The 24,677-nt window shown below is 58.6% G+C and carries 22 protein-coding genes and 1 tRNA gene; 12 read left to right on the top strand and 11 right to left on the bottom strand.

The features are described from left to right. The coding region (locus FGE21_RS17125) for a S8 family serine peptidase (protein WP_176695474.1) at window positions 1-944 on the top strand (944 nt) is incomplete at its 5' end. Window positions 945-1,096: 152 nt separating this feature from the next. Here FGE21_RS17125 and map read toward each other — a convergent pair. The 3 genes from map to FGE21_RS17110 form a co-directional block, all read right to left on the bottom strand. Then, window positions 1,097-1,846, bottom strand: coding sequence for a type I methionyl aminopeptidase (gene map / locus FGE21_RS17120; protein WP_139664636.1), 750 nt, complete (start codon window positions 1,844-1,846; stop codon window positions 1,097-1,099). Between the two features lie 174 nt (window positions 1,847-2,020). Then, window positions 2,021-2,097 (bottom strand) — tRNA-Arg (locus FGE21_RS17115). A 226-nt stretch (window positions 2,098-2,323) separates the two neighbouring features. Continuing rightward, window positions 2,324-2,890 carry a DUF882 domain-containing protein gene (locus FGE21_RS17110; RefSeq protein ID WP_139664635.1) on the bottom strand — a complete coding sequence of 189 codons (567 nt, stop codon included), beginning with the start codon at window positions 2,888-2,890 and terminating at the stop codon, window positions 2,324-2,326. 355 nt (window positions 2,891-3,245) lie between these two features. On the opposite strand from FGE21_RS17110, the gene FGE21_RS17105 reads away from it, so the two are divergent. From FGE21_RS17105 to FGE21_RS17090, 4 genes are read left to right on the top strand one after another with little or no spacing between them, the layout of a single operon-like run. Further along, window positions 3,246-4,868, top strand: coding sequence for a murein L,D-transpeptidase (locus FGE21_RS17105; protein ID WP_139664634.1), 1,623 nt, complete (start codon window positions 3,246-3,248; stop codon window positions 4,866-4,868). Between the two features lie 36 nt (window positions 4,869-4,904). After that, entirely contained in the window at window positions 4,905-5,978 is a 1,074-nt protein-coding gene (gene lpxD, locus FGE21_RS17100; protein ID WP_139664633.1) for a UDP-3-O-(3-hydroxymyristoyl)glucosamine N-acyltransferase, read from the top strand. 52 nt (window positions 5,979-6,030) lie between these two features. Next, the gene (locus tag FGE21_RS17095) at window positions 6,031-6,288 is read left to right on the top strand and encodes an acyl carrier protein (RefSeq protein ID WP_139664632.1); all 258 of its coding nucleotides are present in this window, start codon (window positions 6,031-6,033) and stop codon (window positions 6,286-6,288) included. 35 nt (window positions 6,289-6,323) lie between these two features. Then, window positions 6,324-7,532, top strand: a complete 1,209-nt coding sequence (locus FGE21_RS17090) for a beta-ketoacyl synthase (protein WP_139664631.1) — start codon at window positions 6,324-6,326, stop codon at window positions 7,530-7,532. Between the two features lie 122 nt (window positions 7,533-7,654). On the opposite strand, the gene FGE21_RS17085 is transcribed toward FGE21_RS17090, so the two are convergent. Continuing rightward, window positions 7,655-8,305, bottom strand: coding sequence for an invasion associated locus B family protein (locus FGE21_RS17085; RefSeq protein ID WP_139664630.1), 651 nt, complete (start codon window positions 8,303-8,305; stop codon window positions 7,655-7,657). Between the two features lie 557 nt (window positions 8,306-8,862). Between FGE21_RS17085 and FGE21_RS17080 the strand changes: the two genes are divergently transcribed. Continuing rightward, window positions 8,863-10,410 carry a helicase HerA-like domain-containing protein gene (locus FGE21_RS17080; RefSeq protein ID WP_139664629.1) on the top strand — a complete coding sequence of 516 codons (1,548 nt, stop codon included), beginning with the start codon at window positions 8,863-8,865 and terminating at the stop codon, window positions 10,408-10,410. Window positions 10,411-10,492: 82 nt separating this feature from the next. Here the strand turns inward: FGE21_RS17080 and FGE21_RS17075 are convergent, their stop codons facing one another. From FGE21_RS17075 to FGE21_RS17050, 6 genes are all read right to left on the bottom strand, one after another. Next, entirely contained in the window at window positions 10,493-11,818 is a 1,326-nt protein-coding gene (locus FGE21_RS17075; protein ID WP_139664628.1) for a branched-chain amino acid ABC transporter permease, read from the bottom strand. Next, window positions 11,815-12,825: a branched-chain amino acid ABC transporter permease gene (locus FGE21_RS17070; RefSeq protein WP_139664627.1), complete on the bottom strand. Its 1,011-nt coding sequence runs from the start codon at window positions 12,823-12,825 to the stop codon at window positions 11,815-11,817. The genes FGE21_RS17075 and FGE21_RS17070 overlap by 4 nt, the downstream gene beginning before the upstream one ends. Before the next feature lie 3 nt (window positions 12,826-12,828). After that, the gene (locus FGE21_RS17065; RefSeq protein ID WP_139664626.1) at window positions 12,829-13,542 is read right to left on the bottom strand and encodes an ABC transporter ATP-binding protein; all 714 of its coding nucleotides are present in this window, start codon (window positions 13,540-13,542) and stop codon (window positions 12,829-12,831) included. Next, on the bottom strand, window positions 13,539-14,330 hold the full coding sequence (locus FGE21_RS17060; RefSeq protein WP_139664625.1) for an ABC transporter ATP-binding protein: 792 nt from the start codon (window positions 14,328-14,330) through the stop codon (window positions 13,539-13,541). Before FGE21_RS17060 ends, FGE21_RS17065 begins: the two co-directional genes overlap by 4 nt. Before the next feature lie 122 nt (window positions 14,331-14,452). Next, entirely contained in the window at window positions 14,453-15,646 is a 1,194-nt protein-coding gene (locus FGE21_RS17055; protein WP_139664624.1) for an ABC transporter substrate-binding protein, read from the bottom strand. Between the two features lie 298 nt (window positions 15,647-15,944). After that, window positions 15,945-16,949, bottom strand: coding sequence for a GlxA family transcriptional regulator (locus FGE21_RS17050; protein WP_139664623.1), 1,005 nt, complete (start codon window positions 16,947-16,949; stop codon window positions 15,945-15,947). A gap of 200 nt (window positions 16,950-17,149) precedes the next feature. Here FGE21_RS17050 and FGE21_RS17045 point away from each other — a divergent pair, with 200 nt between their 5' ends. Beyond that, complete coding sequence (locus FGE21_RS17045; RefSeq protein WP_139664622.1) at window positions 17,150-18,520, top strand: class II 3-deoxy-7-phosphoheptulonate synthase; 1,371 nt, start codon at window positions 17,150-17,152, stop codon at window positions 18,518-18,520. Window positions 18,521-18,765: 245 nt separating this feature from the next. Here the strand turns inward: FGE21_RS17045 and FGE21_RS17040 are convergent, their stop codons facing one another. Beyond that, on the bottom strand, window positions 18,766-19,737 hold the full coding sequence (locus FGE21_RS17040; RefSeq protein ID WP_139664621.1) for a PAS domain-containing protein: 972 nt from the start codon (window positions 19,735-19,737) through the stop codon (window positions 18,766-18,768). Window positions 19,738-19,981: 244 nt separating this feature from the next. On the opposite strand from FGE21_RS17040, the gene FGE21_RS17035 reads away from it, so the two are divergent. The 5 genes from FGE21_RS17035 to FGE21_RS17015 all read left to right on the top strand — a co-directional run bounded on the left by FGE21_RS17035 (window position 19,982) and on the right by FGE21_RS17015 (window position 24,371). After that, complete coding sequence (locus FGE21_RS17035; RefSeq protein ID WP_139664620.1) at window positions 19,982-20,878, top strand: YicC/YloC family endoribonuclease; 897 nt, start codon at window positions 19,982-19,984, stop codon at window positions 20,876-20,878. A gap of 15 nt (window positions 20,879-20,893) precedes the next feature. After that, window positions 20,894-21,547 carry a guanylate kinase gene (gmk, locus tag FGE21_RS17030; RefSeq protein ID WP_139664619.1) on the top strand — a complete coding sequence of 218 codons (654 nt, stop codon included), beginning with the start codon at window positions 20,894-20,896 and terminating at the stop codon, window positions 21,545-21,547. Next, window positions 21,544-22,065 (top strand): gamma carbonic anhydrase family protein, encoded by a 522-nt coding sequence (locus FGE21_RS17025; protein ID WP_139664618.1) that lies wholly within the window; start codon window positions 21,544-21,546, stop codon window positions 22,063-22,065. Before gmk ends, FGE21_RS17025 begins: the two co-directional genes overlap by 4 nt. Window positions 22,066-22,091: 26 nt before the next feature. Further along, on the top strand, window positions 22,092-23,249 hold the full coding sequence (locus FGE21_RS17020) for a PLP-dependent aspartate aminotransferase family protein (protein WP_176695475.1): 1,158 nt from the start codon (window positions 22,092-22,094) through the stop codon (window positions 23,247-23,249). Window positions 23,250-23,330: 81 nt separating this feature from the next. Then, the gene (locus tag FGE21_RS17015) at window positions 23,331-24,371 is read left to right on the top strand and encodes an ATP-binding protein (protein ID WP_139664616.1); all 1,041 of its coding nucleotides are present in this window, start codon (window positions 23,331-23,333) and stop codon (window positions 24,369-24,371) included. Window positions 24,372-24,677: the final 306 nt, after the last annotated feature.

Below are 24,677 nucleotides of genomic sequence, written 5' to 3'. Positions count from 1 at the left end.
CCGAAAAGCTGGGACCACTTCAAGACGAACCTGCTCCTTTCACACGCACCGGACCAGGTGCCGGAGGTCTGACCAAACCGGATTTCGTCGACTATGGCGGGACAATGGTTTTCGACGCCGTGGCGCGGCGATTGCAGACAGCCCCGCGTCTGCCGACAGCAGGTCTTATTACAACAAATCATGATTTCTTACGACAGTTGCTTACCAGCAAAAGCGGCACCTCCTTCGCCGCGCCGATGTTAGCGAACAGAGCTGCGCAGTTAGTCAGGCGCTTCCCTGATGCCTCAGCCAATCTGATCAAGGCACTTTTGGCGAACTCGGCGACTGTTCCAGAGGCTTCCACTCAGCGGCTATCGGGTTTTGATGCGCGTGACCAGTCCAGAGTCCATGGAAATGGTCTTGTCGATACCTTACGTGCAGCCTTCTCAGACGATCACCGGGTTGTCTACTTTGCAGAAGATAATCTGGAGATGGACCACTTCGCAGTCTATCGGGTACCGATACCGGCTGAGTTCCAGACGGGTGGGAAACGAACTATTCGAGTTTCTCTGGCATATGATCCACCGGTGAAAAGAACCCGCGCCGAGTATACCGGTACGCGCATGAATTTCCGCCTCATTCGGGGATGCCCGGTTGATCATGTCTTCGAACACTTTCGCTCGCGAGTGGGGGAGGGGAGCGTTCCACCGGAGATGGCGGGAAAATACGATTGTGATCTGGTGCCCAAGAAGAACGCTCGCGACAAAAATACGATCCAGAGTGCCTCGATCTCGTTTACCGCCGACACAACCCAATACGGCGAAGAGTATCATCTGGTAGTGCGTTGCGTGGGTGGCTGGGCTATGGACCAGGAGATCCGGCAGGACTTCGCGCTGGTTGTCGAGCTGGAGCACCAAGCTCAGGTGCAGCTCTATGCGAGGCTAAGGCCAAGATTGCGGACCTGAAACCCCCAATATTCCTACGGATTGCTGCGCGTCAATCGTAGCCTGCAGACTGACGAACGTCAGCTTCGTGATAGCTACGCTGCAGCGCAATTCGCGCTCGTCGAATGGCCTGAATGGGCCGAATTGGTTGGTCTATTGAATGAGCATTCAGTTCAATCAGGCAACGTCACGACAATCGGCCCGCGATCAGTCGCAACGACCGTGTGCTCAAATTGAACGACAGGCGCGGCAGGTTCGCTATAGAGTGTCCATTCATCATCGCCTTGCGCTGCCCAAAGGCCGCCTGTGGACAGGAACGGTTCGACCGTGAGCACCAGCCCTTTGTTCATGCGCCGTCTTTCGCGCCGCGTGGGCCAAGTTGCGATTTCAGACGGGTATTCGTGTAATGATCGTCCGACACCATGACTGGCCAGATTCCGGATAAGTGTATAACCGCGGTCCGACGCAAATTTGCCTACTGCTTTACCAATGCCTGCAAGCGGCCTGTTGCTGCCAACTTGCGCGATTCCAATCTCCATCGCGCGTTTCCCGTCCTTGCAAAGGCGATCCAGCGATGGCTTGACCGTGCCGACACGGAAGGTCGCGCCGGTGTCGGCAAAGAAGCCATTCTTTGACGCCGAGACATCGATGTTTACCAAATCCCCGGCATGGATAACGCGCTCGCTTGGGATGCCGTGTGCAATCTCCTCATTCACACTGATGCAGGTCGCACCCGGAAAATCATAAACCTGTTCAGGCGCGGACACCGCCCCCTCAAGATCCAAGAGCGCGCGGCCGATGTCGTCAAGCTCTCGCGTCTTCATGCCCGGTTCCATCGCTCTGGCCATGCCGTGCATGGTGTTTGCGACGATCCGGCCAATTTCTTTAAGGCCATTGAGCTCATCTTCGTGGGTGATTGTCATAGGATGTCCTCAGGCTCACCATTTTGGTTGGCATCGCAACGGTTCGTGACCGATTTGTCCCACGCCCGCCTCAGCTGCGTTTGATCTGAAGGCACAGCATCGCCAATAAATCCGTTTCTGTTACACGTAACAAAAACCAAACAGTTTGCGGTTGAGCTAAGTGTTTGAATGTTATGGCGCACCTGAGAGGATTCGAACCTCTGGCCTCTGCCTTCGGAGGGCAGCGCTCTATCCAGCTGAGCTACAGGTGCGTCTGTGAGGGCGGATATACGCGTCGAGAAAAAGCACTGCAATGGGAAAAACGCATGCGTCTCTATTTCATTGCGCAAGAGGATCAAAATCCAGCCTCCCAACACGGGATTTCTGCAGGCGCGCCAGAAAACGAAACCCCAAATACGAAACCGCGCAGTAAGATACACCACGCGGCATTCTTCAGGATGAGTATTCAGGATGAGACTTGTCGCCTCTGACCTGATGTCAGCCGCGCCAGGACCGCACGACACCACAATCCATATGCACGAAGTTGGACCCGTAATACCGACCGACGCCGCCCGCCTTGCAGGCAAGAGCCGCCTGAGCCATCTGGCTTACGGAGCGGGACGCGAGGCGTAGGTCCGCGGCCTGTCCCTGCATATGGAGCGAGTTCTTGGCGACACCGCGGGACCGGCTGCGCAACATTGCATTGGTCTGAGGGCTCCGGTAGCCGGACAGAAGCAAAAACGGTTCAGTCACATCCAGAAGGTTGTGAGAAGCCGCCATAATGTCGATGGTGCGCAGATCCATGGATTTCACCTGATCCGTGCGCCAATCGCGCATGAAATGGTTCACTTCCTTGACCGCATCTTTGATATAAGTGCCATCAATCCAGTACACCATGTCCAGACGTTCGCCAGTCCGGCCGGAGTACATTCGAATTCTGCGGATGTCACCGCCGCCCCGCAAGAAGCCGGCAGCTTGTGAATACGTGGGCGCTGCTGCGACGGTCGTTGCCGCAAAGGCCTTCAAGAGTGCTCGACGGGAATACCCGCTAGTGTTTTTTGCCATGTGAGGAGCGTTGTCCCGTACGCTTTTTTGTTTCACAATCCCCGGATTGAACCGGGTTTTTCACGCTTTGTTGCGCATTTGATGTATGCCACACGCAGAATCAGCTGCCAACTCTTGAATGGCAACAGACCGGAAAGTGACTAAATTTCGGCAAATTTTCGCGCAAAAGGGGACTGCGAGCCCAATTTTCCCCCTCGGGTCAGGGAACAAAAGCCCGATACTGGCGTTTAACGGCATCACGGTGACCAGATCCCCACGCCTGATGCAAATGTGAATGGACTTGCAAGGGGAGCGTTTACCAACTGTGTTTTACGGTTTACCCGGACTATTCGTTTTGCCTTTGGAGTTTCTGAACATGTCGCCCGCCCGTGCGCCCCACATCCGGTCATACGTTACCGGCAGCCTGATGGCCGCCGTTTTCGGAGTTTCAATGCTGCTGGCTGGAGACGCGACCGCATCGACCACCGGATTTCGCCAGGCCGTCGCAGAAATGGCGTGGGAGGATGACAGTGTTGCGGCCTACTACCGTGAAAATGGCTACGAGCCACTGTGGACCGCCGACACTGCTGAAGCCCGGTCGCGGCGGCGCGCCCTGATGCAGGCGCTTGACGAGGCATCCATACACGGATTGCCCGACATGTCCGTTCGGGCCGCCAACCTGATCGAGCAGATGCGCGCTGCCAGATCCACCCGCGATCTCGGCGCGGTCGAGGTGGCGCTGAGCCGCGCGCTCGTCGAATATGCGACGGATCTCCAGACCGGTCTTGTGGATACTCCCGCAAGCGTGGACGAAGGCATCGTGCGCGTGAAGCGCAAAGTGGATGCAACCGAATTCCTGCGTGGCATTGAAACCGCCCGGCCCTACGCGTTCCTGCAGGGCCTGGTGCCGTCCTCACCGCAGTATCGCGCATTGTTGCGGGAAAAACTGCGTCTGGAAACCCTGCTTGCGGCCGGGGGCTGGGGCACACGGGTGCCCGTCACCAAGATGGAACCCGGCGACAGTGGCAGCGCCGTTGTCTCGTTGCGCAACCGTCTGGTGGAAATGCAATATCTGGCGCCGACCGCTGCCAGAACCTACGATTTGACGCTGGAAGACGCTGTGCGGCGGTTTCAGGCCGAGCACGGGTTGGAAGTTGATGGCGTCGCCGGCGAAGGCACGCTGAAAGAGTTGAACCGCCCGGTGACCGACAGGATAAAATCTGTCGTCGTCGCCATGGAGCGCGAACGCTGGCTCACACCTGAGCGCGGCGCGCGTCATGTCCTCGTCAATCAGACCGATTTCACCGCCAAGATTGTCGACAAGGGAGAAGTCACCTTCGAGACTCGCTCGGTCATTGGCCGCAATACCCATGACCGCCGCTCGCCGGAGTTTTCCGATGAAATGGAGCATATGGTCATCAACCCAAGCTGGTATGTGCCCCGTTCCATCGTGACCAAGGAATACCTGCCGAAACTGAAAAACAACCCCAACGCCCATAGCTACATCGAAATCACCGACAATCGCGGCCGTGTGGTGAGCCGTGACAGCGTTGATTTCACACAGTTTACCGCACGCAGTTTTCCATTCGCCATGCGTCAGCCGCCAAGCCGCAGCAACGCGCTGGGGCTGGTCAAGTTCATGTTTCCGAACAAATACAACATCTATTTGCATGACACGCCTCAAAAGAGCTTGTTTGGACGGGAGGTCAGGGCCTTCTCGCATGGGTGCATCCGGCTGCAGGATCCATTCGATTTTGCCTATGCGCTTTTGGCGCTGCAGACCGACGACCCGAAGGGATATTTCCACCGTATCCTGAACAGCGGCAAGGAAACCAAGGTCGAATTGCAGACCAAAGTGCCGGTGCACATCATCTACCGGACCGCCTTCGTCTCTGAGGATGGGCGCGCTGAGTTCCGCCGCGATGTCTACGGACGGGATGCCAAAATCTGGGAGGCTCTGGAGCGGGCAGGGGTGGCACTCCCCGGCGTTCAGGGGTAAGTCTCGCGCCAGATCCGGTTCAGGAGGAATGGCCCGATGTTCACCATACGTGAGATTGCCGATGCAATAGGTGCAGAGGCCGCAGGAGCCGTTGATCTGGTTATTACCCACGCGGCCGAACCGCAGGACGCAGGGCCTGATGCGCTCGCCATGGCGATGTCGCCGAAATATGCCGAAGCGCTCGCTGCCGGGCAGTCGAAGGCCGCTCTTCTTTGGGACGGTGCCGATTGGAAGGCGATGGGCCTGGAGGCCGCGATATTTGTCTCTCGCCCCCGTCTGGCAATGGGCGGAGTCACCCGTCTGCTCGATCCGGGACAGCGCGAACATGCAGGCATTCACCCCTCCGCCGTCATCGACCCAGAAGCAGAAATCGGTGCGGATGTGACGATCGGGCCGTTGGTGGTGGTCGGCCCCGGCGCCAGGATCGGGGCGGGGTCTGTCATCGGGGCACATTGTTTTATTGGAGCGGACGTGACCCTTGGGAACGGCGCCATCCTGCGGGAGATGGTCTCCATCGGGGCCCGCGCCACCATCGGCGACCGGTTCCGGGCCCAGCCGGGTGCCCGGATCGCACCCGATGGCTTTTCCTATGTGACGCCCGAGACGTCGGGGGCGGAGAACGTACGCAAGACCTTGGGCGATCAGGGCGAAGCCAAGGCGCAATCCTGGGTACGGATACATTCACTTGGCTCCGTAAGGATCGGAAATGACGTTGAAATTGGCGCAAACGCGACCGTTGACAACGGCACGATCCGTGACACGGAAATCGGCGATGGCACCAAGATCGACAACCTTGTGCACATTGGCCACAACTGTCGCATCGGCAACGACTGCCTGCTCTGTGGCCAGACTGGCCTGTCCGGATCGGTCACGGTTGGCGACAACGTTGTATTGGGCGGGCAATGCGGGGTTGGCGACAATATTGCGATCGGAGATCGGGTGATCGCCGGGGGGGGAACCAAGATCCTCTCCAATGTCCCTGCCGGTCGGGTGATGATGGGCTATCCCGCCGTCAAAATGGACACTCATACGGAAATGTATAAGGCACAGCGCCGACTGCCGCGCATGCTCCGGGATTTGGATGCTCTGAAAAAGGCTGTTTTCAAATAGAGCAGCACTTAGTACACCTCAGGCAGTCTTTTATCCCGCAGGAGCCGCTTTTATGAGCACGCAGGACAAGGTCATCGCAATCATCGCTGAACAAGCGGTGCTGGATCCGTCAGAAGTCACCCTCGACAGCACACTGGAAGACCTCGGAATCGACAGCCTCGGATTGGTCGAAAGCATCTTCTCCATCGAAGAAGAATTTGACATCTCGATCCCCTTTAACGCGAATGAACCAAGCGAGAGCGATTTCGACATCTCGAATGTCGCGGCAATTGTTGCCGGTATAGACAGGCTGATTGCCGCAAAAGGCTGAGCACCCGGGCATGTTCCCAGGCAAGAGGACAGAAGATGAAACGGGTTGTGATCACCGGCGCCGGGACCATCAATGCGCTCGGACATTCCGCCGCTGCCACGCGTGAAGCCATGCGAGAGGGCCGCTGCGGAATAGGCCAGCTGGAATTTCGCGATGTCGCGCGTCTCGCCATTCAGATCGGCGGGCAAGTGCATGATTTCGAAGCAGAAGGCCGTTTCAACCGTCAGCAAATGGCGCTCTATGATCGCTTCACCCAGTTTACTTTATTTGCTGCAGACGAAGCCATTCGCCAGTCCGGGCTTGAGTTTACCGGCGAACTTGCCGCGAAATCTGGTGTTGTCCTGGGCACTGCCGGCGGCGGCGTTTCGACATGGGACGATAACTATCGCTCGGTCTACGAGGATGGAAAGAACCGGGTGCACCCCTTTGTGGTTCCCAAACTCATGAACAATTCGGCCGCCAGCCACGTGTCGATGGAATACAACCTGAAGGGGCCCAGTTTCACGGTCTCCACCGCCTGCGCATCGTCAAACCATGCCATGGCGCAGGCCTTTCAGATGGTGCGCAGCGGCATGAGCCCGGTCATGGTCACTGGCGGATCTGAATCGATGCTGTGCTTTGGCGGGGTCAAGGCCTGGGAGGGGCTGCGGGTGATGTCCAAGGACGCCTGTCGCCCCTTCAGTGCCAACCGAAACGGGATGGTTCAGGGCGAGGGCGCGGGCATATTTGTGTTCGAAGAATACGAACACGCGCGCGCCCGTGGCGCCGAAATCCAGTGTGAAGTCATTGGCTATGCCATGAGTTCCGATGCGGCCGACATTGTGATGCCTAGCAAACAAGGGGCCGCTCGCGCTATTTCGGGGGCGCTGAAGGACGCCAGGATCAACGCGGATGAGGTCGGCTATATCAACGCGCATGGTACGGGCACCGCTGCAAATGACAAAACAGAATGTGCAGCCGTCGCCGATGTGTTCGGACCTCACGCAGATAACCTGCTGATTTCATCCACGAAATCCATGCACGGGCATTTGATCGGCGGCACCGGAGCCGTGGAATTACTCGCCTGCATCATGGCATTGCAAGACGGGATAATCGCGCCGACGATCGGCTATGAAGAACCGGATCCCGAATGTGCCCTCGACGTGGTTCCAAACGAAGCCCGCGAGGCCGAGGTCGACGTCGCGCTGACGAACGCCTTCGCCTTTGGCGGATTGAATGCGGTTCTGGCGCTCAGGCGGATCTGATTCAAAATCCTCGTGTCTGGGGGCAGTGTCCTGGGGGACGCAAAAATCCAGCACATCCCCATAAAAAACGCCCGCCGGACCGGGGTCCAGAGGCGGGCGTTTTCTGTCACGGCAAGTCGGGTCTATTGCTTGACGACGTCCACAGCGTTGTAGCCGGCCGTAAACCCATTCAGCGACATTTTCACTGAAACCAATGTGTCAGGCGACGGCGCCGGGCGCAGGCTGAAGACGGCCGCGCTGCCTTGTTTGAACGCATTGATGTCCGCTTCGGTGAGGCCAATTTGCGCGACACAGCCTGCGGTATTGCAGAAGGAAAAATTGTAGCGCTTTCCTGGTGCACCATCGACTGAGATTGACAGGCCGGCAGGCAGCAAAGTCTCCAGAGGGGCGATCACTGTTGCGCCGGCGACCGCGAGACCACCACCGGATTGGTCGATCCGGAACAAGGACACTTCTGCCACCGGGCCGCCCTCGTCGTCGAGCAGCACCTGCAGCAGGGAGCAAGGATCATCGCCGGAACTGGTATGAACGCAGGCCAGATCCCAATCTCCGAACTTCTCTTTGGAATAGCGCTGACCGACGCGCATTGCAGCGTCGTTCGGAGTGCCCAAATCCAGCAGTTGATCTGCATTTTGCGGTTGCGCAGCAGTGCTGTTTTCTGTGGTTTCTGCAGATGGTTCCGCAGCATCCTGATCGGTCGCCTCTTGCGCATGGAGCGGCGTAACAGCCGCCAGAATAAGCGCAAAAGAGAGCGAGCTGAGGGATTTCAACATGAATGCCTCTTCTGTTTGGTTCTATCGTCCGCGTGTACCATGACCGCCCGGACGTGTCAGGAAAATAACGGCGAATCCCCTGCAATTCCCGGGTTTCCGCCGATCGGATTGGTCGGTGTATGGGGCTGGCCTTGGTGTGGCTGGCAGGGCTGCGTGCCCGATGGCGGGCGGGTCAACTGGCCGGTCAACTGGCAGGACGCGAAAAAGGGGGCCAGAAGCCCCCTTTTTGCAAATTCTTCTCCCCGTCGGACTGGCCGACTTAGTTATTATTCAGAACGTTACGAGCGAATTCGCGCCCGGTCAACATGGAATAACAAAAAAAATCAGGATCTGCTCTAAAGCTTCCTTTTGCGCGTCTTTTACTGAAGAAATATGACATCAGACGCCACAATCTTGCGTTCGGCGAAAAAAATGGCCGTGCACAAGGCACGGCCAGTCTGACAGGGAGGAAATGTCCGCCGGTTCACCGCAAAGGAACCAGCGAGCAGGTTCAGACTGGCACTTATAGGTTAACATTGTATTTTCGTTCCATAACCGGGATTAGGAGTAATGAAGGAATGCCAAAAGAAATCTTTATCGGTGGCGGAGGTGAGGACTATGCGGCGCCACAGCATCTGACGCTGAAATACGCCAACCGCCACGGCCTTGTCGCTGGGGCAACCGGAACTGGCAAAACCGTTACTCTTCAGATCCTTGCAGAGAGTTTCTCCAACGAAGGCGTGCCCGTATTCCTTGCGGATGTGAAGGGCGATCTTTCGGGACTCGTCAAGGCCGGGAGCGCAGAAACGGCTCTTCATGATGCGTTCATTAAAAGAGCGCAAAAAATTCAGTTTACCGCTTTTTCCTATCACAACGTACCCGTCACCTTCTGGGATCTGTTCGGCGATCAGGGCCATCCGGTGCGGACGACCGTGGCAGAGATGGGTCCGCTGTTGCTGTCTCAGCTGCTGGAGCTGAGCGAAGCGCAGGAAGGGATCCTCAACATCGCATTCCGTCTGGCGGATGAACAGGGGCTGCCGCTGCTGGACCTGAAGGACCTGCAGGCCCTGTTGGTTTGGGTCGGTGAAAACCGCGATAGCCTGTCCTTGCGCTATGGAAATGTCTCCACCGCCTCCATCGGCGCCATACAGCGCCGGCTTTTGGTTCTTGAAAACCAGGGTGGCGCCAAGATGTTCGGCGAACCGGCACTGGAATTGTCCGATTTGATGCGACAGGACGCGGCCGGGCGGGGAATGGTCAACATTCTCGCTGCGGACAAACTGATGGCGGCTCCGAAACTCTATGCGACCTTTCTCCTCTGGTTGCTGAGCGAATTGTTCGAAACACTTCCCGAGGTGGGGGATCCGGAGAAACCAAAGCTGGTGTTTTTCTTCGACGAGGCACATCTGCTGTTTGAGGATGCGCCCAAAGCCCTTGTTGACAAGGTTGAACAGGTCGCGCGCCTGATCCGGTCCAAGGGGGTTGGCGTCTATTTCGTGACCCAATCGCCCGACGATATTCCCGAGGACATCCTTGGACAGCTGGGCAACCGGATCCAGCACGCCCTGCGTGCGTTTACGGCGCGGGACCGGAAAAAACTGAAACTCGCCGCAGAAACCTATCGCGAAAACCCTCGATTTCCGACCGAAGACGCCATCCGCGAAGTCGGGGTTGGTGAAGCGGTCACGTCAATGCTGCAGAAAAAGGCCGTTCCCGGCATTGTGGAGCGCACCTTGATCCGGCCACCCTCCAGCCAATTGGGCCCGATAACGGCTGCCGAACGCAAGGCCGTCCTGCAAGCCTCGGATATGTCCGGAAAATACGACACTCCGGTGGATCGCAAATCGGCTTTTGAAATGCTCAGGGCGCGTGCGGATCAGGCCGCGAAAGAGGCCGCAGAAGCCGAAGAGATCGCCGAAACCGCACCAGATCCGATGGTCCGTGAGTTCAGCGCTGCGCGCCGCTACAACGGCGGACGGGTCGGGCGGTCGACATCGCGCAAGCTCGGCGGTCGCGCGGATACCTTTGCCTCAGCCATGTCCGAGGCCGTCATCAAGGAGTTGAAGGGCACGACCGGGCGACGCATTGTCCGCGGAATTCTGGGCGGCCTGTTCAAAGGTCGCTGACAGACGTCTGTTCCCGCGCTGCCAGGCGCCGCCCTGCTCTCGGACGGCGCCTGGCCTGGTTCATATTTTTCAGGCCTGGTCATTATTTTTCAGGAATAAGTCCGCGCGGACTGAACCTGAGAACCAGCAGCAAAATGAGGCCCATCGTGAACAGACGCATATGGGCCGCGCTTTCCAGTAGATGAACACGCAATCCGTTGTCTTCGGCCATGCCAGCGGTGAGGATATCCATCAGCATGAGCCCCAGCGGTTCCACCTTGATCCAGAGGAACCAGACCAGAAGACCGCCGAGCACTGCGCCGAAGTTATTGCCAGACCCGCCAACAATCACCATCACCCAGATCAAAAAGGTGAAGCGCAGCGGATTATATGTGCCCGGCGTGAGCTGACTGTCGAGCGTGGTCATCATCGCGCCGGCGATCCCGCAAATCGCAGAGCCCAGGATGAAGATCTGCAGATGGCGGCTGGTAACGTCTTTCCCCATGGCATTGGCGGCGACCTCATTGTCCCGGATCGCCCGCATCATCCGCCCCCAGGGGCTTTTCAGCGCCATCTGCGCCATCCACAGCAGCACCAGCAGAACGGCGGTGAACAGCAGCGAATAGCCGAGTTTGACATAGAGCGTGGAGGCCGTGGTGGCGTCAAATCCCCAGGCCGCTGCCTGCTCCACAAAATCCGGATTGTTCTGCAGGTCCACCTCATAGGGCACGGGGCGCGGCAGGCCGACGACGTTTTTCACCCCACGGGACAGCCAATCCTCATTCTTCAGGACGGACAGAATGATCTCAGCAATACCCAAGGTGGCAATCGCAAGGTAATCGGACCGCAGGCCAAGGGCGGTTTTGCCGATAACCCAGGCCACACCGGCTGCTAGAATACCGCCAACGGGCCAGGCCAGAAGAACCGGCAAACCAAGCCCGCCGATATTGCCAGCCAGGGCTGGGTTGATGCTCTCGACCGCTTCAACTCCGGGATCCAACACGCCGCGATAGATGAAGAAACCAACGATCAGAACCGCAATCATTGCAAGCGGTCGCGTGCGTTTTCCAGACATCTTGTGATAGACGAGAATTGCGCCGAAAATCGTGGTCGCCCCGAGAATGAGCGCCAGAAGAATGCGTTGGCCGCCTGCGTCCCAGGCACCCGGCGTAGCGGGCGTTGCGATCAGCACAACCGCAAGCCCACCAAGCGCCGTGAACCCCATGATGCCCACATTGAACAATCCCGCAAACCCCCATTGCAGGTTCACTCCCAAGGCCATGATCGCCGAGATCAGCCCCATATTGAGGATCGTGAGGGACGAATTCCAGGATCCAGAGAAGACCCCGAACGCTGTGGTCGTGCCTTCCAACAGGAGCAACAGACCGACGGCGACGAACAGAAGCGTGTGTTTCACAGTCTCGGTCATACCGCTTTTCCTTTGAAGATGCCGGTGGGTTTGAACAACAGCACAACGATGAGGATCGCGAAGGAGACCGCGAATTTGTAGTCGGTGCTCAGAAGCTGTACCAGACCGTCCGGCTCCATGCTTTCCGGCAGAAGGTATTGCGCAACTTTCTTCCAGGCATAGGTGATGATCACCTCGCTCATGGCGATGACGAAACCACCGGCGATCGCCCCCAGCGGGCTGCCCAGCCCGCCGACGATAGCAGCGGCGAAAATGGGCAGGAGCAGCTGGAAATATGTGAAGGGTTTGAAGGACTTGTCGAGGCCATATAATGTCCCCGCCACGGTCGCCAGCAGGGCCACGATCAACCAGGTATAGATCACCACGCGCTCCGGGTTGATCCCGGACAACAGGGCCAGATCTTCATTGTCGGAATAGGCGCGCATCGACTTCCCGGTGCGCGTCTTGTTCAGAAACCAGAACAGCACCGCTACGACGATGATGGCTGTCACCACTGTGATCCCTTGCGAGGTCTTGATCGCGAGTCCCTCATCCAGGCCTGTCATCTGCTTGAACGTGCGGGCCTTGATGATGAAGCGCTCACCGTCTGAAAATCGCTGGTCGCCGGGACCAATGATAAACCGCACCAGACCGTTCATCATGAACATCACGCCCAGCGAGACCATCACGAAGACGACCGGTTTGGCTTTTTGCTGTCGGTAGAATTTGAAAACCGCGCGGTCAGTCGCAACCACAAGCGCCATCGTCGCCAGAATTCCGAAAGGCAGGGCCAGGAGCGCGGTCGGCAGAGGCCCGGCGTTGATGCCAAGGGACTGAAACCACCAGGTAAAGAGGATCGTGACCATGGTGCCGAAGGCCATGGTGTCGCCATGGGCAAAGTTCGAAAACCTCAAAATCCCGTAGATCAGGGTCACCCCGAGCGCCCCGAGCGCCAGCTGGCTACCATAGGCAATTCCCGGGATCAGCACAAAGTTCGAAAGCGCAACAAGCGCATTGAGAAAGTCCATAGCTCAGCCCCCCAAAAAGGATTTGCGAACTCCGGGATCAGCCAGAAGATCTTGCCCGGTGCCGGTATAGGCATTTCGCCCCTGCACCAAGACATAACCTTTGTCAGCTATTTCAAGCGCTTGCTTGGCATTCTGCTCGACCATCAGGATCGGCAGACCCGTCCGGGCGACTTCGATGATACGGTCAAACAGCTCATCCATCACAATCGGGGACACACCGGCGGTCGGCTCGTCGAGCATCAAAACCTTGGGCTTTGTCATCAGGGCGCGGCCGACGGCGACCTGTTGCCGTTGCCCGCCCGACAGCTCTCCCGCGGCCTGATTGCGCTTGTCTTTCAGAATGGGGAACAGATGGTAAACTTGCTCCAATGTCTCCGAGAAGTCATCCGTCCGTATGAAAGCCCCCATTTCGAGGTTTTCCTCTACTGTCATGGAGGCAAAAATATTGCTGGTCTGCGGCACGAAGCCCATGCCCTTGACCACCCGGTCCTGCGGGCTGAGCTGCGTGATATCTTCGCCCGCCAGCCGGACCGATCCCGATCGCACGGTCAGCATGCCAAACACTGCTTTCATCGCGGTTGATTTGCCGGCCCCGTTCGGACCGACGATCACGGCGATCTCGCCCGGGTTCACGGCGATCGTGCAATCATGCAGGATATCGGGCCCTTTGCCGTAGCCCCCTGTCATGTTTTCACCGATCAGAAAGGGTTCGCTCATGCGTCCGCCCCTTGCAATTTGTCTTTGTTTTTCAGGCCTGTGCCAAGATATGCTTCGACGACGTGCTCGTTTGCCTTGATCTCGTCGAGCGTCCCCTGGGCGAGCTTTTTGCCCTCGGCCATGACAATCACCGGATCGCAGAGGCGGCCGATGAATTCCATGTCATGCTCGATCACCACAAACGTATAGCCGCGCTCTTCATTCAGGCGTTTGATCGCATCGGCAATGGTATAGAGCAGCGTGCGGTTCACACCGGCGCCGACCTCATCGAGAAAGACGATTTTTGCATCCACCATCATGGTGCGGCCCAATTCCAGCAGCTTTTTCTGCCCGCCGGAGATTTCACCGGCTTTCAGGTCCGCGATATGGCTGATGGTGAGAAACTCCAGCACTTCGTCCGCTTTGGCACGCAGGGCGCGCTCTTCCTCAGCAATCCGCTTGCGCCCGAACCAGGTATTCCACAGCGTCTCGCCCGACTGCTCCGCCGGAACCATCATGAGGTTCTCCCGGCAGGTCATCGACGAAAACTCATGCGCAATCTGGAAGGTGCGCAACAGCCCCTTGTGAAACAGCTCGTGCGGCGGCAGACCGGTAATATCCTCTCCGTCCATCAGGACACGCCCTGACGTTGGTGGAAGAACTCCGGCTACAACATTGAAAAGCGTGGTTTTTCCCGCGCCATTTGGCCCGATCAAACCGGTAATGGACCCCTTTGCGATTTCCAGCGAAGCGCCATCAACCGCATGGAACCCGCCGAAGTGCTTGTGCAAGTCCTCGACGACGATCATATCATGTTTTCCCCTGTCGCGTGTTTACGTGCGACCGTTTTTAATTTGGAACAGCCCGAGGCACTGGGGCTCCCGGGCTGATCAGTTTTGACGGTCAGAACCAAGTTGGAACGCGGACCGCGTTAGTGGAACGCGACGGTGGCGTTCTTACCGTCCTTGACCTCGATTTCACGGTAGGAGCCTGCGCTCTCACCCGGGCCGATCAATTCGACACCCGTTGCGCCTTCGTAGTCGATATCGCCGCCATTGGCGAGGATCTCAAGCGCCTTGCCCAGCTCACCCGGGTTGATTTTTTCGCCCGGTGCATTGGCAACATCAAGGATCTTCGCACCGTACTCGGCCGGATCCATGGAGCCCGCAGCCTGCATGGCCAGCAGGAAAAGCGCCGCCGCGTCGTAGGATTCGGGCGAGTAGGCGGATGTTCCGTCAAAACCTGCGTCAGCAGCCATTTTTGCGTAGATCTCAGCCCCTTCGCTGTCAGAACCGGCAATCTGGCCGAACGAACCGTCAAGGTCGGATCCGACATTGGCGGGCAGGGAGTCCCCGATCATGCCGCCGGGCAGACCGAAGGTATCAAATGCACCAGTGTCCAGCGCGCCTTGGATGATGCCGAGACCACCCTGATCCAGATAGCCGGCAACGACCAGAATATCACCCCCAGCGGAAGCGAGAGCCGCAACCTCGGCGGAATAGTCGCCTTTGCCGTCTTCATGGGCGGTCACGATGGTGACTTCGCCGCCGACCGCCTCGAAGGACGACTGGATCGCATCAGCAAGGCCCTTGCCGTAATCGTTGTTGGTGTAGGTCAAGGCGATGGAATCGATGTCGCGGTTCTGCAGGATTTCTGCCATCACCTGACCTTCACGCGCATCAGAGGGCGCAGTGCGGAAGAACAAGCCGTTGTCTTCCATGGTCGACAAGCCCGGCGACGTTGCGGAGGGTGAAATCATCACCATACCGTTCGGAATCGCCACGTTCTGAAGAATCGCCCCGGTCACGCCTGAGCAATCCCCGCCGATAATGCCGTTGGCACCATCAGCCAACAGTTTTTCACCGTTGGCGGTGGACAGGCCATTGTCGATACATCCCGTATCGGCACGCAGCGGCGTTACCTTGGCAGCGTCCAGAAGCTTGCCGGAGTCGGTTACCTCGGCCATGGCCATCTCCGCACCATCGGCCATCGCAGGCGCCAGAGATTCAATCGGACCGGTAAAGCCGATCAGAACGCCCAGTTTGACTTCCTTCGCGTGGCCACCGGCAAATGCGGAACCAGCGGTCAGTGCAACGGCAGCCGTCGCGGTCAGCAGTTTTTTCATTTCTAGACTCCCATGTTGGAACATTGCTGTTCAAACCGGAGCCTATGCAAGCCCCGCAGGAAAGGGAAGAGGGTTCCGTGCCACCGCTACGGAACCTGCAGCACCCGGCCAAGACCCTCATGATGAAAGAAGAAAAATCCCGGTTTGACATCCGGAAACAGTCCCCCGCAGGCAGGCCTCATGTGCCACGCCCCGTACCACGCCCAGAGCCGCATCAGGTACCACACGCGGCGCCGAGCCTGACGGTCAGATCAGCCTGATTTGGAAAGAACACGGGGCGCGCGCAGGAACCGAGGCCTTAGGGGACGTGCCGCACGCCTTTGCTGCCGCGCTCGCGGTAGGGGGTGGTGTCGTAATGCGCGCGGTAACATTTGGAAAAATGCGAGGGCGATGCGAATCCGCAGGCCAGCGCCACATTGATCACGCTCATATCGGTCTGCATCAGCAGATTGCGCGCCTTCTGAAGGCGCAGTTCCATGTAGTAGCGCTTGGGGCTTCGATTGAGATACCGGCGGAACAACCGCTCAAGCTGGCGTGTGGACATGCCGACATCTTCGGCCAGAATCGAGGGGCTGATGGGTTCTTCGATGTTATTTTCCATCATTTGAATCACCATCGACAGCTTCGGATGGCGCACTCCGATGCGGGTCGGTATAGACAGGCGCTGGGTGTCCTGATCGGTGCGGATCGAAGAGTAAATCAGCTGATCCGCGACCATGTTTGCCAGCTCCTCCCCGTGGTCCTCCGCGATAATCTTCAGCATCAGGTCGATCGAGGAGGTGCCGCCAGCTGTCGACATCCGGTTGCCGTCGATCACGAAAACGGACTTGGTCAGATCCACATCTTCAAACTCTTCGGAAAAGCTGTCGGAATTTTCCCAATGGATCGTCGCCCGCTTGCCGTCCAGCAGGCCCGCTTTGGCCAAGGAATAGGAAGCGGTGCATAATCCGGCAATCGTCAGCCCCTTGCGTGCTTCCCGGCGCAGCCAGGATAGGACCCTCTTGGTGGTGGCCTTCTGCACTTCGATCCCGCCGCACAGCATGACGGTGTCATCCCGGGGCAGTTCTTCCAGATCCGCATCAACATGGAAAATCGTTCCGGCAGAACAGGTTACGGTATCTCCGCCTTCGCCCAGCAGCTTCCAGGAATACAACTCCTTGCCTGCCATACGGTTGGCGATCCGCAAAGATTCCATTGCCGCCGAAAAGCACAGCAGGGTAAACTGGTCCAACAGGACAAACGTAAACCGGCGGTGCTTGCCACCTGATGTCAGTTCAGGACGAGCCTCTGGTTTGGTTTGCATGGCCGGGTCCTTACAAAACGGGTCTGGATAGACAGTGCCGGAAGTTTAGGGCAACGCAGGGTCGCGAATTCGAAAACCCTGCTCACAGCTTTGCATCCGGGTCAAGACATCGAAATTCTAAACTGGCCACTGTTAGCGCTCTTCTATATACGCTTACTTTCGTAAAACCGGGTTTCAAAGTCATTTTCGGAGTGAAAGCCATGAGCAATTGGCAAAAAACGAACTGGCGGAGCAAGCCGCGGGTCCAGATGCCGGAGTATACGGATCAGGACGCGCTGCAGTCTGTCGAAGCGCAATTGTCCAAATACCCGCCGCTGGTTTTTGCAGGCGAGGCGCGACGTCTGAAATCCCAACTGGGAGCAGCGGGTCGTGGTGAGGCCTTCTTACTGCAGGGCGGCGACTGCGCCGAGAGCTTTGAACAATTCAGTGCCGATGCCATTCGGGACACGTTCAAGGTGATGCTGCAGATGGCGATGGTTCTGACCTATGGCGCCAAAGTGCCGGTGGTCAAAGTGGGCCGCATGGCCGGTCAGTTTGCCAAACCCCGGTCCGCTCCGACCGAAACCGTCAACGGTGTCGAGCTTCCGAGCTATCGCGGTGACATCATCAACGAGCTGGCCTTCACGCCGGGCTCCCGCATTCCCGACCCGAAAAAGATGCTGCAGGCCTATACGCAGGCCGCCGCGACGCTGAACCTGATCCGGGCCTTTTCCACCGGGGGCTATGCCGATGTGCACCAGGTTCATGCCTGGACCTTGGGGTTCACCGAAGGTGAAAAGGCCGAATCCTATCGTGAGATGGCCAACCGTATCACCGATACGCTCGACTTCATGAAGGCCGCGGGCGTCACCACTGAAACGGCGCACACGCTGCAATCGGTGGAATTTTATACCAGCCACGAAGGGCTGTTGCTGGAATATGAAGAAGCGCTCACACGGCTTGATTCGACGTCCGGCAAGTGGCTGGCTGGCTCGGGCCACATGATCTGGATCGGCGATCGGACCCGCCAGCCCGATGGGGCACATGTCGAATTCTGCAGCGGCGTGCTGAATCCGATCGGCCTCAAATGCGGCCCGACCACCACCGCCGAAGATTTGAAAATTCTGATGCAAAAGCTCAACCCTGCCAACGAAGAAGGCAAATTGACGCTGATCGCCCGTTTTGGCGCCGGAAAAGCAGGCGAACACCTGCCGCGGCTTGTGAAGGCGGTGAAAGAAGAAGGGGCAAATGTGACCTGGGTCTGCGACCCTATGCACGGGAACACCATCAAGTCGGCGACCGGATACAAGACCCGGCCCTTTGAGTCCGTTCTGCGTGAGGTGCGCGACTTCTTCGGGGTCCATCAGGCCGAAGGTACAATTCCCGGCGGCGTGCATTTCGAGATGACCGGCCAGGATGTAACCGAATGCACCGGTGGGGTGCGGGACGTGACCGAAGAGGACCTGAGCGATCGTTACCATACCGCTTGCGATCCGCGCCTGAACGCCAGCCAATCGCTGGAACTGGCGTTCCTTGTCGCAGAAGAAGTGTCCAAACTGCGCACGCGCAACGAAAGCCGCGCCGCGATCTGAACCCCGCTGAACGCGCAAGTGAACTGACCCGAAAGGCGGCCCGTTTTTTACGGGCCGTTTTTTTGGGAGTCCCGGCGAGTTCGTGCATACTGAAGGCCTTGTGTGCAGACTGTATGCCAAGACTGTGCACCCTGAAAAAAGAACGCCCGGGGCGTTCTGCGCCCGGGCGTCAATGCTTCAACGTCTATGTCCAGTAGGTTGAAACTTAATTGTATTCTTCGAGACTTCGAATATAATTTTAACGATTAGTCCCGAGAAACGACCAAACGCAGGTGCGACGCCGCTTTGCCTGATTTGCCGCCGCGCGGGGGGCGGGAAACCAGTTTCTCAACATCGGTTGTTGAAACAGCTTCAAGCGAGACCGGCGATTTCTTGTCGGCCTCCCTCCGGGCAGATTCTGTCCGAACCGAGGCAGGCGGGCGCGCAGACGTCAGCGCTTCGTTATTCTCGCGGCGCGCCCGATCCAGAAGAGACCGTGCCTCATCCATCAGGCTCGTCGATTTGCGTTCAAAGGCCGGGCGGGATTCCGCAAACCCCTGGGTTGGCGCAGGCGTCTTTGCAGACAGATCCCGGCGCGGCAGGTTTTGCAGGCTCGGCTCCGGATTCCGCCGGGGTGTCTTGCCTTCGGTTTTGCGCGCTGCAGGAACCGCTTTGCCAACCTGACGCATATCGCATTTTTCAACGGTAAAGCGTTGGGACACCCGGCTCGCTCCGCCCTCGTAAACAAGCACGCCCAGCGCGCGGCTGACATCGCCGAGATCGCTGCGCAGGGGCAGCAGGATCATCCGGGCCGAACGGCTGCCGCGCAGGCGGGTCGCTTCTGTTTTCAGGTCGAATTCCAGGATAGAGGGATCCGCGAACATATGTTCCAGAGAGGCGCTGACGTCCTTGCGTGCATCCGCGGTGAAGAAAGCCGTCAACGGCATCCCACGCACTTCCATACCGGCGAGTTCGTTAACCTTTTGACCGGCGAGGCGGAAGCGGGCAATCCCCGGTGCGACACGCTCCAGAATAAAGGTCTGGCTGAGGATGTTCTCAAGCCCGCGCGGATCAACCTGGGACCGACTCGGGATCTCGTCCCCCTGACGCAGCGCTGACCAATAGGCCTCAGCCTGACGCAACGGTGACAGATTTGAACGGCTGCGAAAGCGATCCATTGCTACCACCTTGTCCTGTTCAGTCTTTGTGTCGGTGCCGTCTTGACCGCGAAACATCATTTCTCTCGTCCTCTGCTGCATCCGGTTTCAGCATCGAAACTTGGCAAGATATTCATGTCCAAGTGTTAACGCCGATGAAGTTACCGTGGAGTTAACATGACACAATCTTACTCAAGTTTGGACCAATAGTTTAAGCGATGGTTAACACTATCGTATAGTGGCCTTCGCTTTCGCGCTGTTGACCGACCCGCTGGCCATTGACCCGGGCGGGCCGGACTGTATGCAGGAGACAGGAGGGTCACAGATGACATTGAACTCAATGACAGGCTTTGCATCGGGGCAGGGCGCACAGGACGGCGCGACCTGGACCTGGGACATCCGATCGGTCAATGCAAAGGGGCTCGACCTTCGGACCAGAGTACCGGAGTGGCTGGAAGGCCTTGAAAAAGAGATAAAATCCAGATCCTCAAAGCAGCTTGTGCGGGGCAATGTTTCGGTCACGCTCCGGTTGGTCCGCGCAGAAGACGGCAAGGCGCAGATGCAGCTGAACCCGGCCGCGCTGAAGCTGGCGCTGACCTTGATCGCAGAGACACAGGCGGAAGCGGAGCGCATCGGTGTAGCGCTGTCGCCGGTGCGTGCAACCGACATTTTGTCGATGCGGGGCGTGCTGGATATGAACACGCCCAATCAGGACAACGCCCCCCTTTTGAAAACACTACTATCCGAATTCGACTCACTTCTGACCGATTTTGTTAACATGCGACGGGCAGAGGGGGCGGCTCTTGAGTCTGTGATGCGCGCCCAGCTTGACCAGATTGCCGCCCTTTGTGCCACTGCCGCCCAGCGCGCCGAGGCGCGTCGGCCGCTGACGGAACAGAGCCTGAAGACGAACCTCGCGCGTGTTCTGCAAAACAGCGATGGCGCTGATTCAGATCGGGTCGCGCAGGAATTGGCGCTGATTTCCGTTAAAACGGATATCACCGAGGAATTGGACCGGCTGAACGCCCATGTGGAGGCGGCGCGTGTTTTGATTGATCAGGGGGGCGCCATCGGGCGCAAGCTTGACTTTCTGATGCAGGAATTCAACCGCGAAGCCAATACTCTGTGCTCAAAAGCGCAGAACGCGGCCTTGACCGAAGTCGGTTTGGAACTCAAAACCGTGATCGACCAGATGCGCGAGCAGGTCCAGAACATAGAATAAGGAGCCGTACCCCTCATGGCGAACTCACCAGCACATCGGCGTGGCCTTCTCATTATCCTGTCCTCGCCTTCGGGGGCAGGCAAGTCCACGCTGGCCAAACGGCTGCGCGCCTGGGATGAGGACATCAGTTTTTCCGTCTCCGCCACAACCCGCCAACCGCGCACCGGCGAGGTCGACGGGCAGGACTACCATTTTGTCACCGTCGACTCGTTCAAGAATGACGTGGCCCATGGCGAGATGCTGGAACATGCGCATGTCTTCGGAAACTTCTACGGCTCGCCAAAGGCTCCGGTGCAGGAGGCAATCAATGCAGGTCGCGATGTCTTGTTCGACATCGACTGGCAAGGGGCCCAGCAGATCACCAATTCCGACCTTGGCAAGCATACACTGTCGATCTTTCTGTTGCCGCCCTCCATCACCGAATTGCGCCGCAGGCTGGAAAGCCGCGGACAGGACGATGCAGAGACCATCAAGCGCCGCATGCAAAAAAGCTGGGATGAAATCTCGCATTGGGGATCATACGATCATGTGTTGATCAACGAGAACCTCGACGAGACCGAAGAAAACCTCCGCACGATCATCAAGGCCACGCGTCTCAGACGCATTCAGCAACCCACGCTGATAGAGCACGCACGACGTCTGCAACAGGAGTTTGATGAGCTGACATGACCCTCTATGCGCTCGGCAATCATCGCCCCGACATCCACCCCGACACATGGGTCGCACCCGATGCCAACCTGATTGGTCAGGTGGTCCTGGAGGAGGGCGCCTCGGTCTGGTTTGGCGTCACGATCCGGGCGGATCACGAGGAAATTCGTGTGGGTCGCGGCTCAAACGTGCAGGAAAACGTCGTCATGCATATCGATGCAGGCTACCCGCTGACCATCGCAGAGAATTGCACCATCGGACACAAAGCCATGCTGCATGGCTGCACCATCGGCGCGAACTCTCTGATCGGCATGGGCGCCACCGTCCTGAACGGGGCCAAAATCGGTCGAAACTGTCTGATCGGGGCCGGTGCCCTGATCACCGAAAACAAAGAAATTCCTGACAATTCTCTCGTCATGGGGGCCCCTGGCAAAGTGGTCCGTACCGTGGACGCGGAATTGGTCGCAAAGCTGACAGCCAGTGCATTGCATTATCAGGACAACATGCGCCGCTTCAAAGCGGAGTTGAAGGAGATCTGAACGTGAAGAATTCCCGCCCATCCGTCATGCGCCCTCATGGACTACCCGAGAGCGCTAGCCATCCCGTTGTGACGCCGCTGAGCCCCTCGGTGGTCTATGCCTCTGAAACGCCGGACGCGCTGGATGATCAATACGAAGGCCGCGTGCATGGCTACACCTATTCCCGCGAAGGGCACCCGAACGCCGATGTGGTGGCCCGGCGACTGGATGACATGGAAGGGGCCACCGGTGGTGTGGTCACGGGCTCCGGCATGGCGGCCGTGTCCTCTGTTCTGCTGGGGCTACTCTCGGCCGGCGATCATGTCATTGGGGGGGATCAGCTTTACGGCCGCTCGCTGCGCCTGATGAAAGAAGACCTGCCGCGGCTGGGCATTGCCACCACGCTGGCAAATCCGGCGGATGTGGCGGCCGTGCGGGCCGCGATCCGTCCGGAGACAAAGCTGATCCTGGTGGAGACCGTCTCCAACCCGACTTTGGCTGTGGCCGATGTGGCCGGGCTTGCCGCGCTCTGCAAGGAGCAGGGCATTCTGCTGGCGGTGGACAATACCTTCACCACGCCGCGTGCGTTTCGCCCCTTTGACCATGGCGCCGATATCGTCATCCATTCGGTGACCAAGCTGCTGGCGGGGCATTCCGATGTCATGCTGGGCTATGTGGTTGCCAAAGAGGCGGCCCTGAACGACCGGATGCGCATCTTCTCGGTGACCACCGGCATGACGCCCAGCCCCTTTGACTGCTGGCTGGCCGAGCGGGGCATGTTGTCCTTTGATCTGCGGTTTGACCGGGCCGAGGCGACTGCCGCGCGTCTGGCGGACCACCTGGCAACGCTGCCCGGTGTAAAGCGGGTGATCTATCCCACCCGTGAGGATCACCCAGATCACGCCCGCGCCAAAGCGCTGCTGCAGGGCAGGGGCTGCAATATGGTGTCCTTCGAACTGGACGGCGGGCGCGAGGTGGCCAATGCCTTTACCCGCGGGGCCGAAGGCCTGTCCTTTGCGCCGACCCTTGGCGACGTCGGAACCACGCTGTCGCACCCGGCATCCTCCTCGCACCGCGCCCTGAGCGAAACGGAGCGGGCCGGTCTGGGGCTGAACGAAGGCTTCTTCCGTGTCTCCGTCGGTCTGGAGGACCCGGACACGCTGTGCGGGATCTTTGAACAGGCGGTTCGCTCTGCCACGTCATAGTTACATTGGCGGGCTACACAGGTCGCCACGATGAAAAAGACGGGTCAAGAGTGACGGGCAAGAGGGAAGGGGGCAACAGGCATGACGCAGGAGTTGATCGAAGGCATATTGGCGGCGATTCCGCTGCCCTCCGTTCTGGTGGATCAGACGGAGCGGTTCATTGCGGCCAATACCGAGGGGGCGACGCTTCTGGGGCCGCAGATCATCGGGCGCCATTTTGCCACCATCCTGCGTCAGCCCAGCGTCACCACCGCGATCGAGACCTGTTTGCTCGATCGCCAGCCCCGTACCGCCCGGCATCTTTCCAATGACGGCGCGCAGGACACCACCTTTGAGGTGACCCTGCGCTATGTGCCCGGTGTGGGGGCGGTCCGGGGCGGCGCGGTGCTGGTCTGTTTCTCTGATATCACCGACCGCGAACAGGCCAGCCAGATGCGGCGCGATTTCGTCGCCAACGTCAGCCACGAGCTGCGCACGCCGCTGACCGCGCTGATGGGCTTCATCGAAACCCTGCGCGGTGCGGCCCGAAATGATGCCGACGCCCGCGACCGGTTCCTCACCATCATGGAGGGCGAGGCCAGCCGGATGAACCGGTTGGTGGGCGATCTGCTCTCTTTGAACCGGGTGGAGAGCGAAGAGCGGGTGCGCCCGAAGGACCGGATCAATCTCGTTGACCAGCTGCAGTCCACGATCAAGTCGCTGGACCCTCTGGCAGCCGCGGGGGGCACCAAATTGCGGCTTCAGGCGCCGTCGATCCCGGTGGAAATCCCGGCGGACCCGGACCAGATCCAGCAGGTCTTCACCAATCTGATCGAAAACGCATTGAAATACGGTGGCAAGGAGGTCGCTGTGGTCCTGACCGTGCTGGATCGCGATCCGGCCCTGCGCTGCCCGGCCGTGCGCATTCAGGTGACCGACGATGGGCCCGGTATCGATCCGGTGCATCTGCCGCGCCTGACCGAGCGTTTCTACCGCGCGGACAACCACCGCTCGCGCGAGCTGGGCGGGACGGGGCTTGGGCTGGCGATCGTCAAACACATCATCAACCGCCACCGTGGGCGCCTGCGGGTCGAAAGTGATCTCGGGCAGGGCGCCACTTTTACCGTGATCCTGCCACAGTAGATCCGCCCCGCCGCACCGTTGGCTTTCAATCTCGTCTGTGGAGGTCTGGCCACCCGGCCCAGTGGACTGCTGCCCGCCAAGCAGAGACTCACCCTGTTACACGAGGTTAAGGATTTTGCCGTGAAATGCAGACCGGGCGCGCCGATTTCGGCCTGCTCCCCCCTCCGAGCAATAAATCAGCGTGACTATTTCGGTTTTTTTTCACTCAAGGCAGGCGGTCGTCATATTACTGTTACACAACTGTCACAAAAGCCACACCTGAGCCTTCTACGACAGGCGCAAGATCATCTTGGGGGTGATCGTAAA

It is taken from the genome of Phaeobacter sp. B1627 (assembly GCF_006265095.1).
Lineage (GTDB): Bacteria > Pseudomonadota > Alphaproteobacteria > Rhodobacterales > Rhodobacteraceae > Epibacterium.
The sequence above is the reverse complement of the archived record's forward strand: the minus strand, read 5'-3'. Positions and strand labels throughout refer to the sequence as shown.

Bases quoted from the DNA above. Each gene is read 5' to 3' on its own strand.
- gmk (WP_139664619.1), top strand. From the start codon at position 20,894: ATGGCGAACTCACCAGCACATCGGCGTGGCCTTCTCATTATCCTGTCC.
- map (WP_139664636.1), bottom strand. From the start codon at position 1,846: ATGACAATCACCCACGAAGATGAGCTCAATGGCCTTAAAGAAATTGGC.
- FGE21_RS17080 (WP_139664629.1), top strand. From the start codon at position 8,863: ATGCCAAAAGAAATCTTTATCGGTGGCGGAGGTGAGGACTATGCGGCG.
- FGE21_RS17020 (WP_176695475.1), top strand. From the start codon at position 22,092: ATGCGCCCTCATGGACTACCCGAGAGCGCTAGCCATCCCGTTGTGACG.
- FGE21_RS17090 (WP_139664631.1), top strand. From the start codon at position 6,324: ATGAAACGGGTTGTGATCACCGGCGCCGGGACCATCAATGCGCTCGGA.
- FGE21_RS17110 (WP_139664635.1), bottom strand. From the start codon at position 2,890: ATGGCAAAAAACACTAGCGGGTATTCCCGTCGAGCACTCTTGAAGGCC.
- FGE21_RS17045 (WP_139664622.1), top strand. From the start codon at position 17,150: ATGAGCAATTGGCAAAAAACGAACTGGCGGAGCAAGCCGCGGGTCCAG.
- FGE21_RS17055 (WP_139664624.1), bottom strand. From the start codon at position 15,646: ATGAAAAAACTGCTGACCGCGACGGCTGCCGTTGCACTGACCGCTGGT.
- FGE21_RS17085 (WP_139664630.1), bottom strand. From the start codon at position 8,305: ATGTTGAAATCCCTCAGCTCGCTCTCTTTTGCGCTTATTCTGGCGGCT.
- FGE21_RS17060 (WP_139664625.1), bottom strand. From the start codon at position 14,330: ATGATCGTCGTCGAGGACTTGCACAAGCACTTCGGCGGGTTCCATGCG.
- FGE21_RS17070 (WP_139664627.1), bottom strand. From the start codon at position 12,825: ATGGACTTTCTCAATGCGCTTGTTGCGCTTTCGAACTTTGTGCTGATC.
- FGE21_RS17035 (WP_139664620.1), top strand. From the start codon at position 19,982: ATGACATTGAACTCAATGACAGGCTTTGCATCGGGGCAGGGCGCACAG.
- FGE21_RS17040 (WP_139664621.1), bottom strand. From the start codon at position 19,737: ATGATGTTTCGCGGTCAAGACGGCACCGACACAAAGACTGAACAGGAC.
- FGE21_RS17025 (WP_139664618.1), top strand. From the start codon at position 21,544: ATGACCCTCTATGCGCTCGGCAATCATCGCCCCGACATCCACCCCGAC.
- FGE21_RS17095 (WP_139664632.1), top strand. From the start codon at position 6,031: ATGAGCACGCAGGACAAGGTCATCGCAATCATCGCTGAACAAGCGGTG.
- FGE21_RS17065 (WP_139664626.1), bottom strand. From the start codon at position 13,542: ATGAGCGAACCCTTTCTGATCGGTGAAAACATGACAGGGGGCTACGGC.
- FGE21_RS17105 (WP_139664634.1), top strand. From the start codon at position 3,246: ATGTCGCCCGCCCGTGCGCCCCACATCCGGTCATACGTTACCGGCAGC.
- lpxD (WP_139664633.1), top strand. From the start codon at position 4,905: ATGTTCACCATACGTGAGATTGCCGATGCAATAGGTGCAGAGGCCGCA.
- FGE21_RS17015 (WP_139664616.1), top strand. From the start codon at position 23,331: ATGACGCAGGAGTTGATCGAAGGCATATTGGCGGCGATTCCGCTGCCC.
- FGE21_RS17050 (WP_139664623.1), bottom strand. From the start codon at position 16,949: ATGCAAACCAAACCAGAGGCTCGTCCTGAACTGACATCAGGTGGCAAG.
- FGE21_RS17075 (WP_139664628.1), bottom strand. From the start codon at position 11,818: ATGACCGAGACTGTGAAACACACGCTTCTGTTCGTCGCCGTCGGTCTG.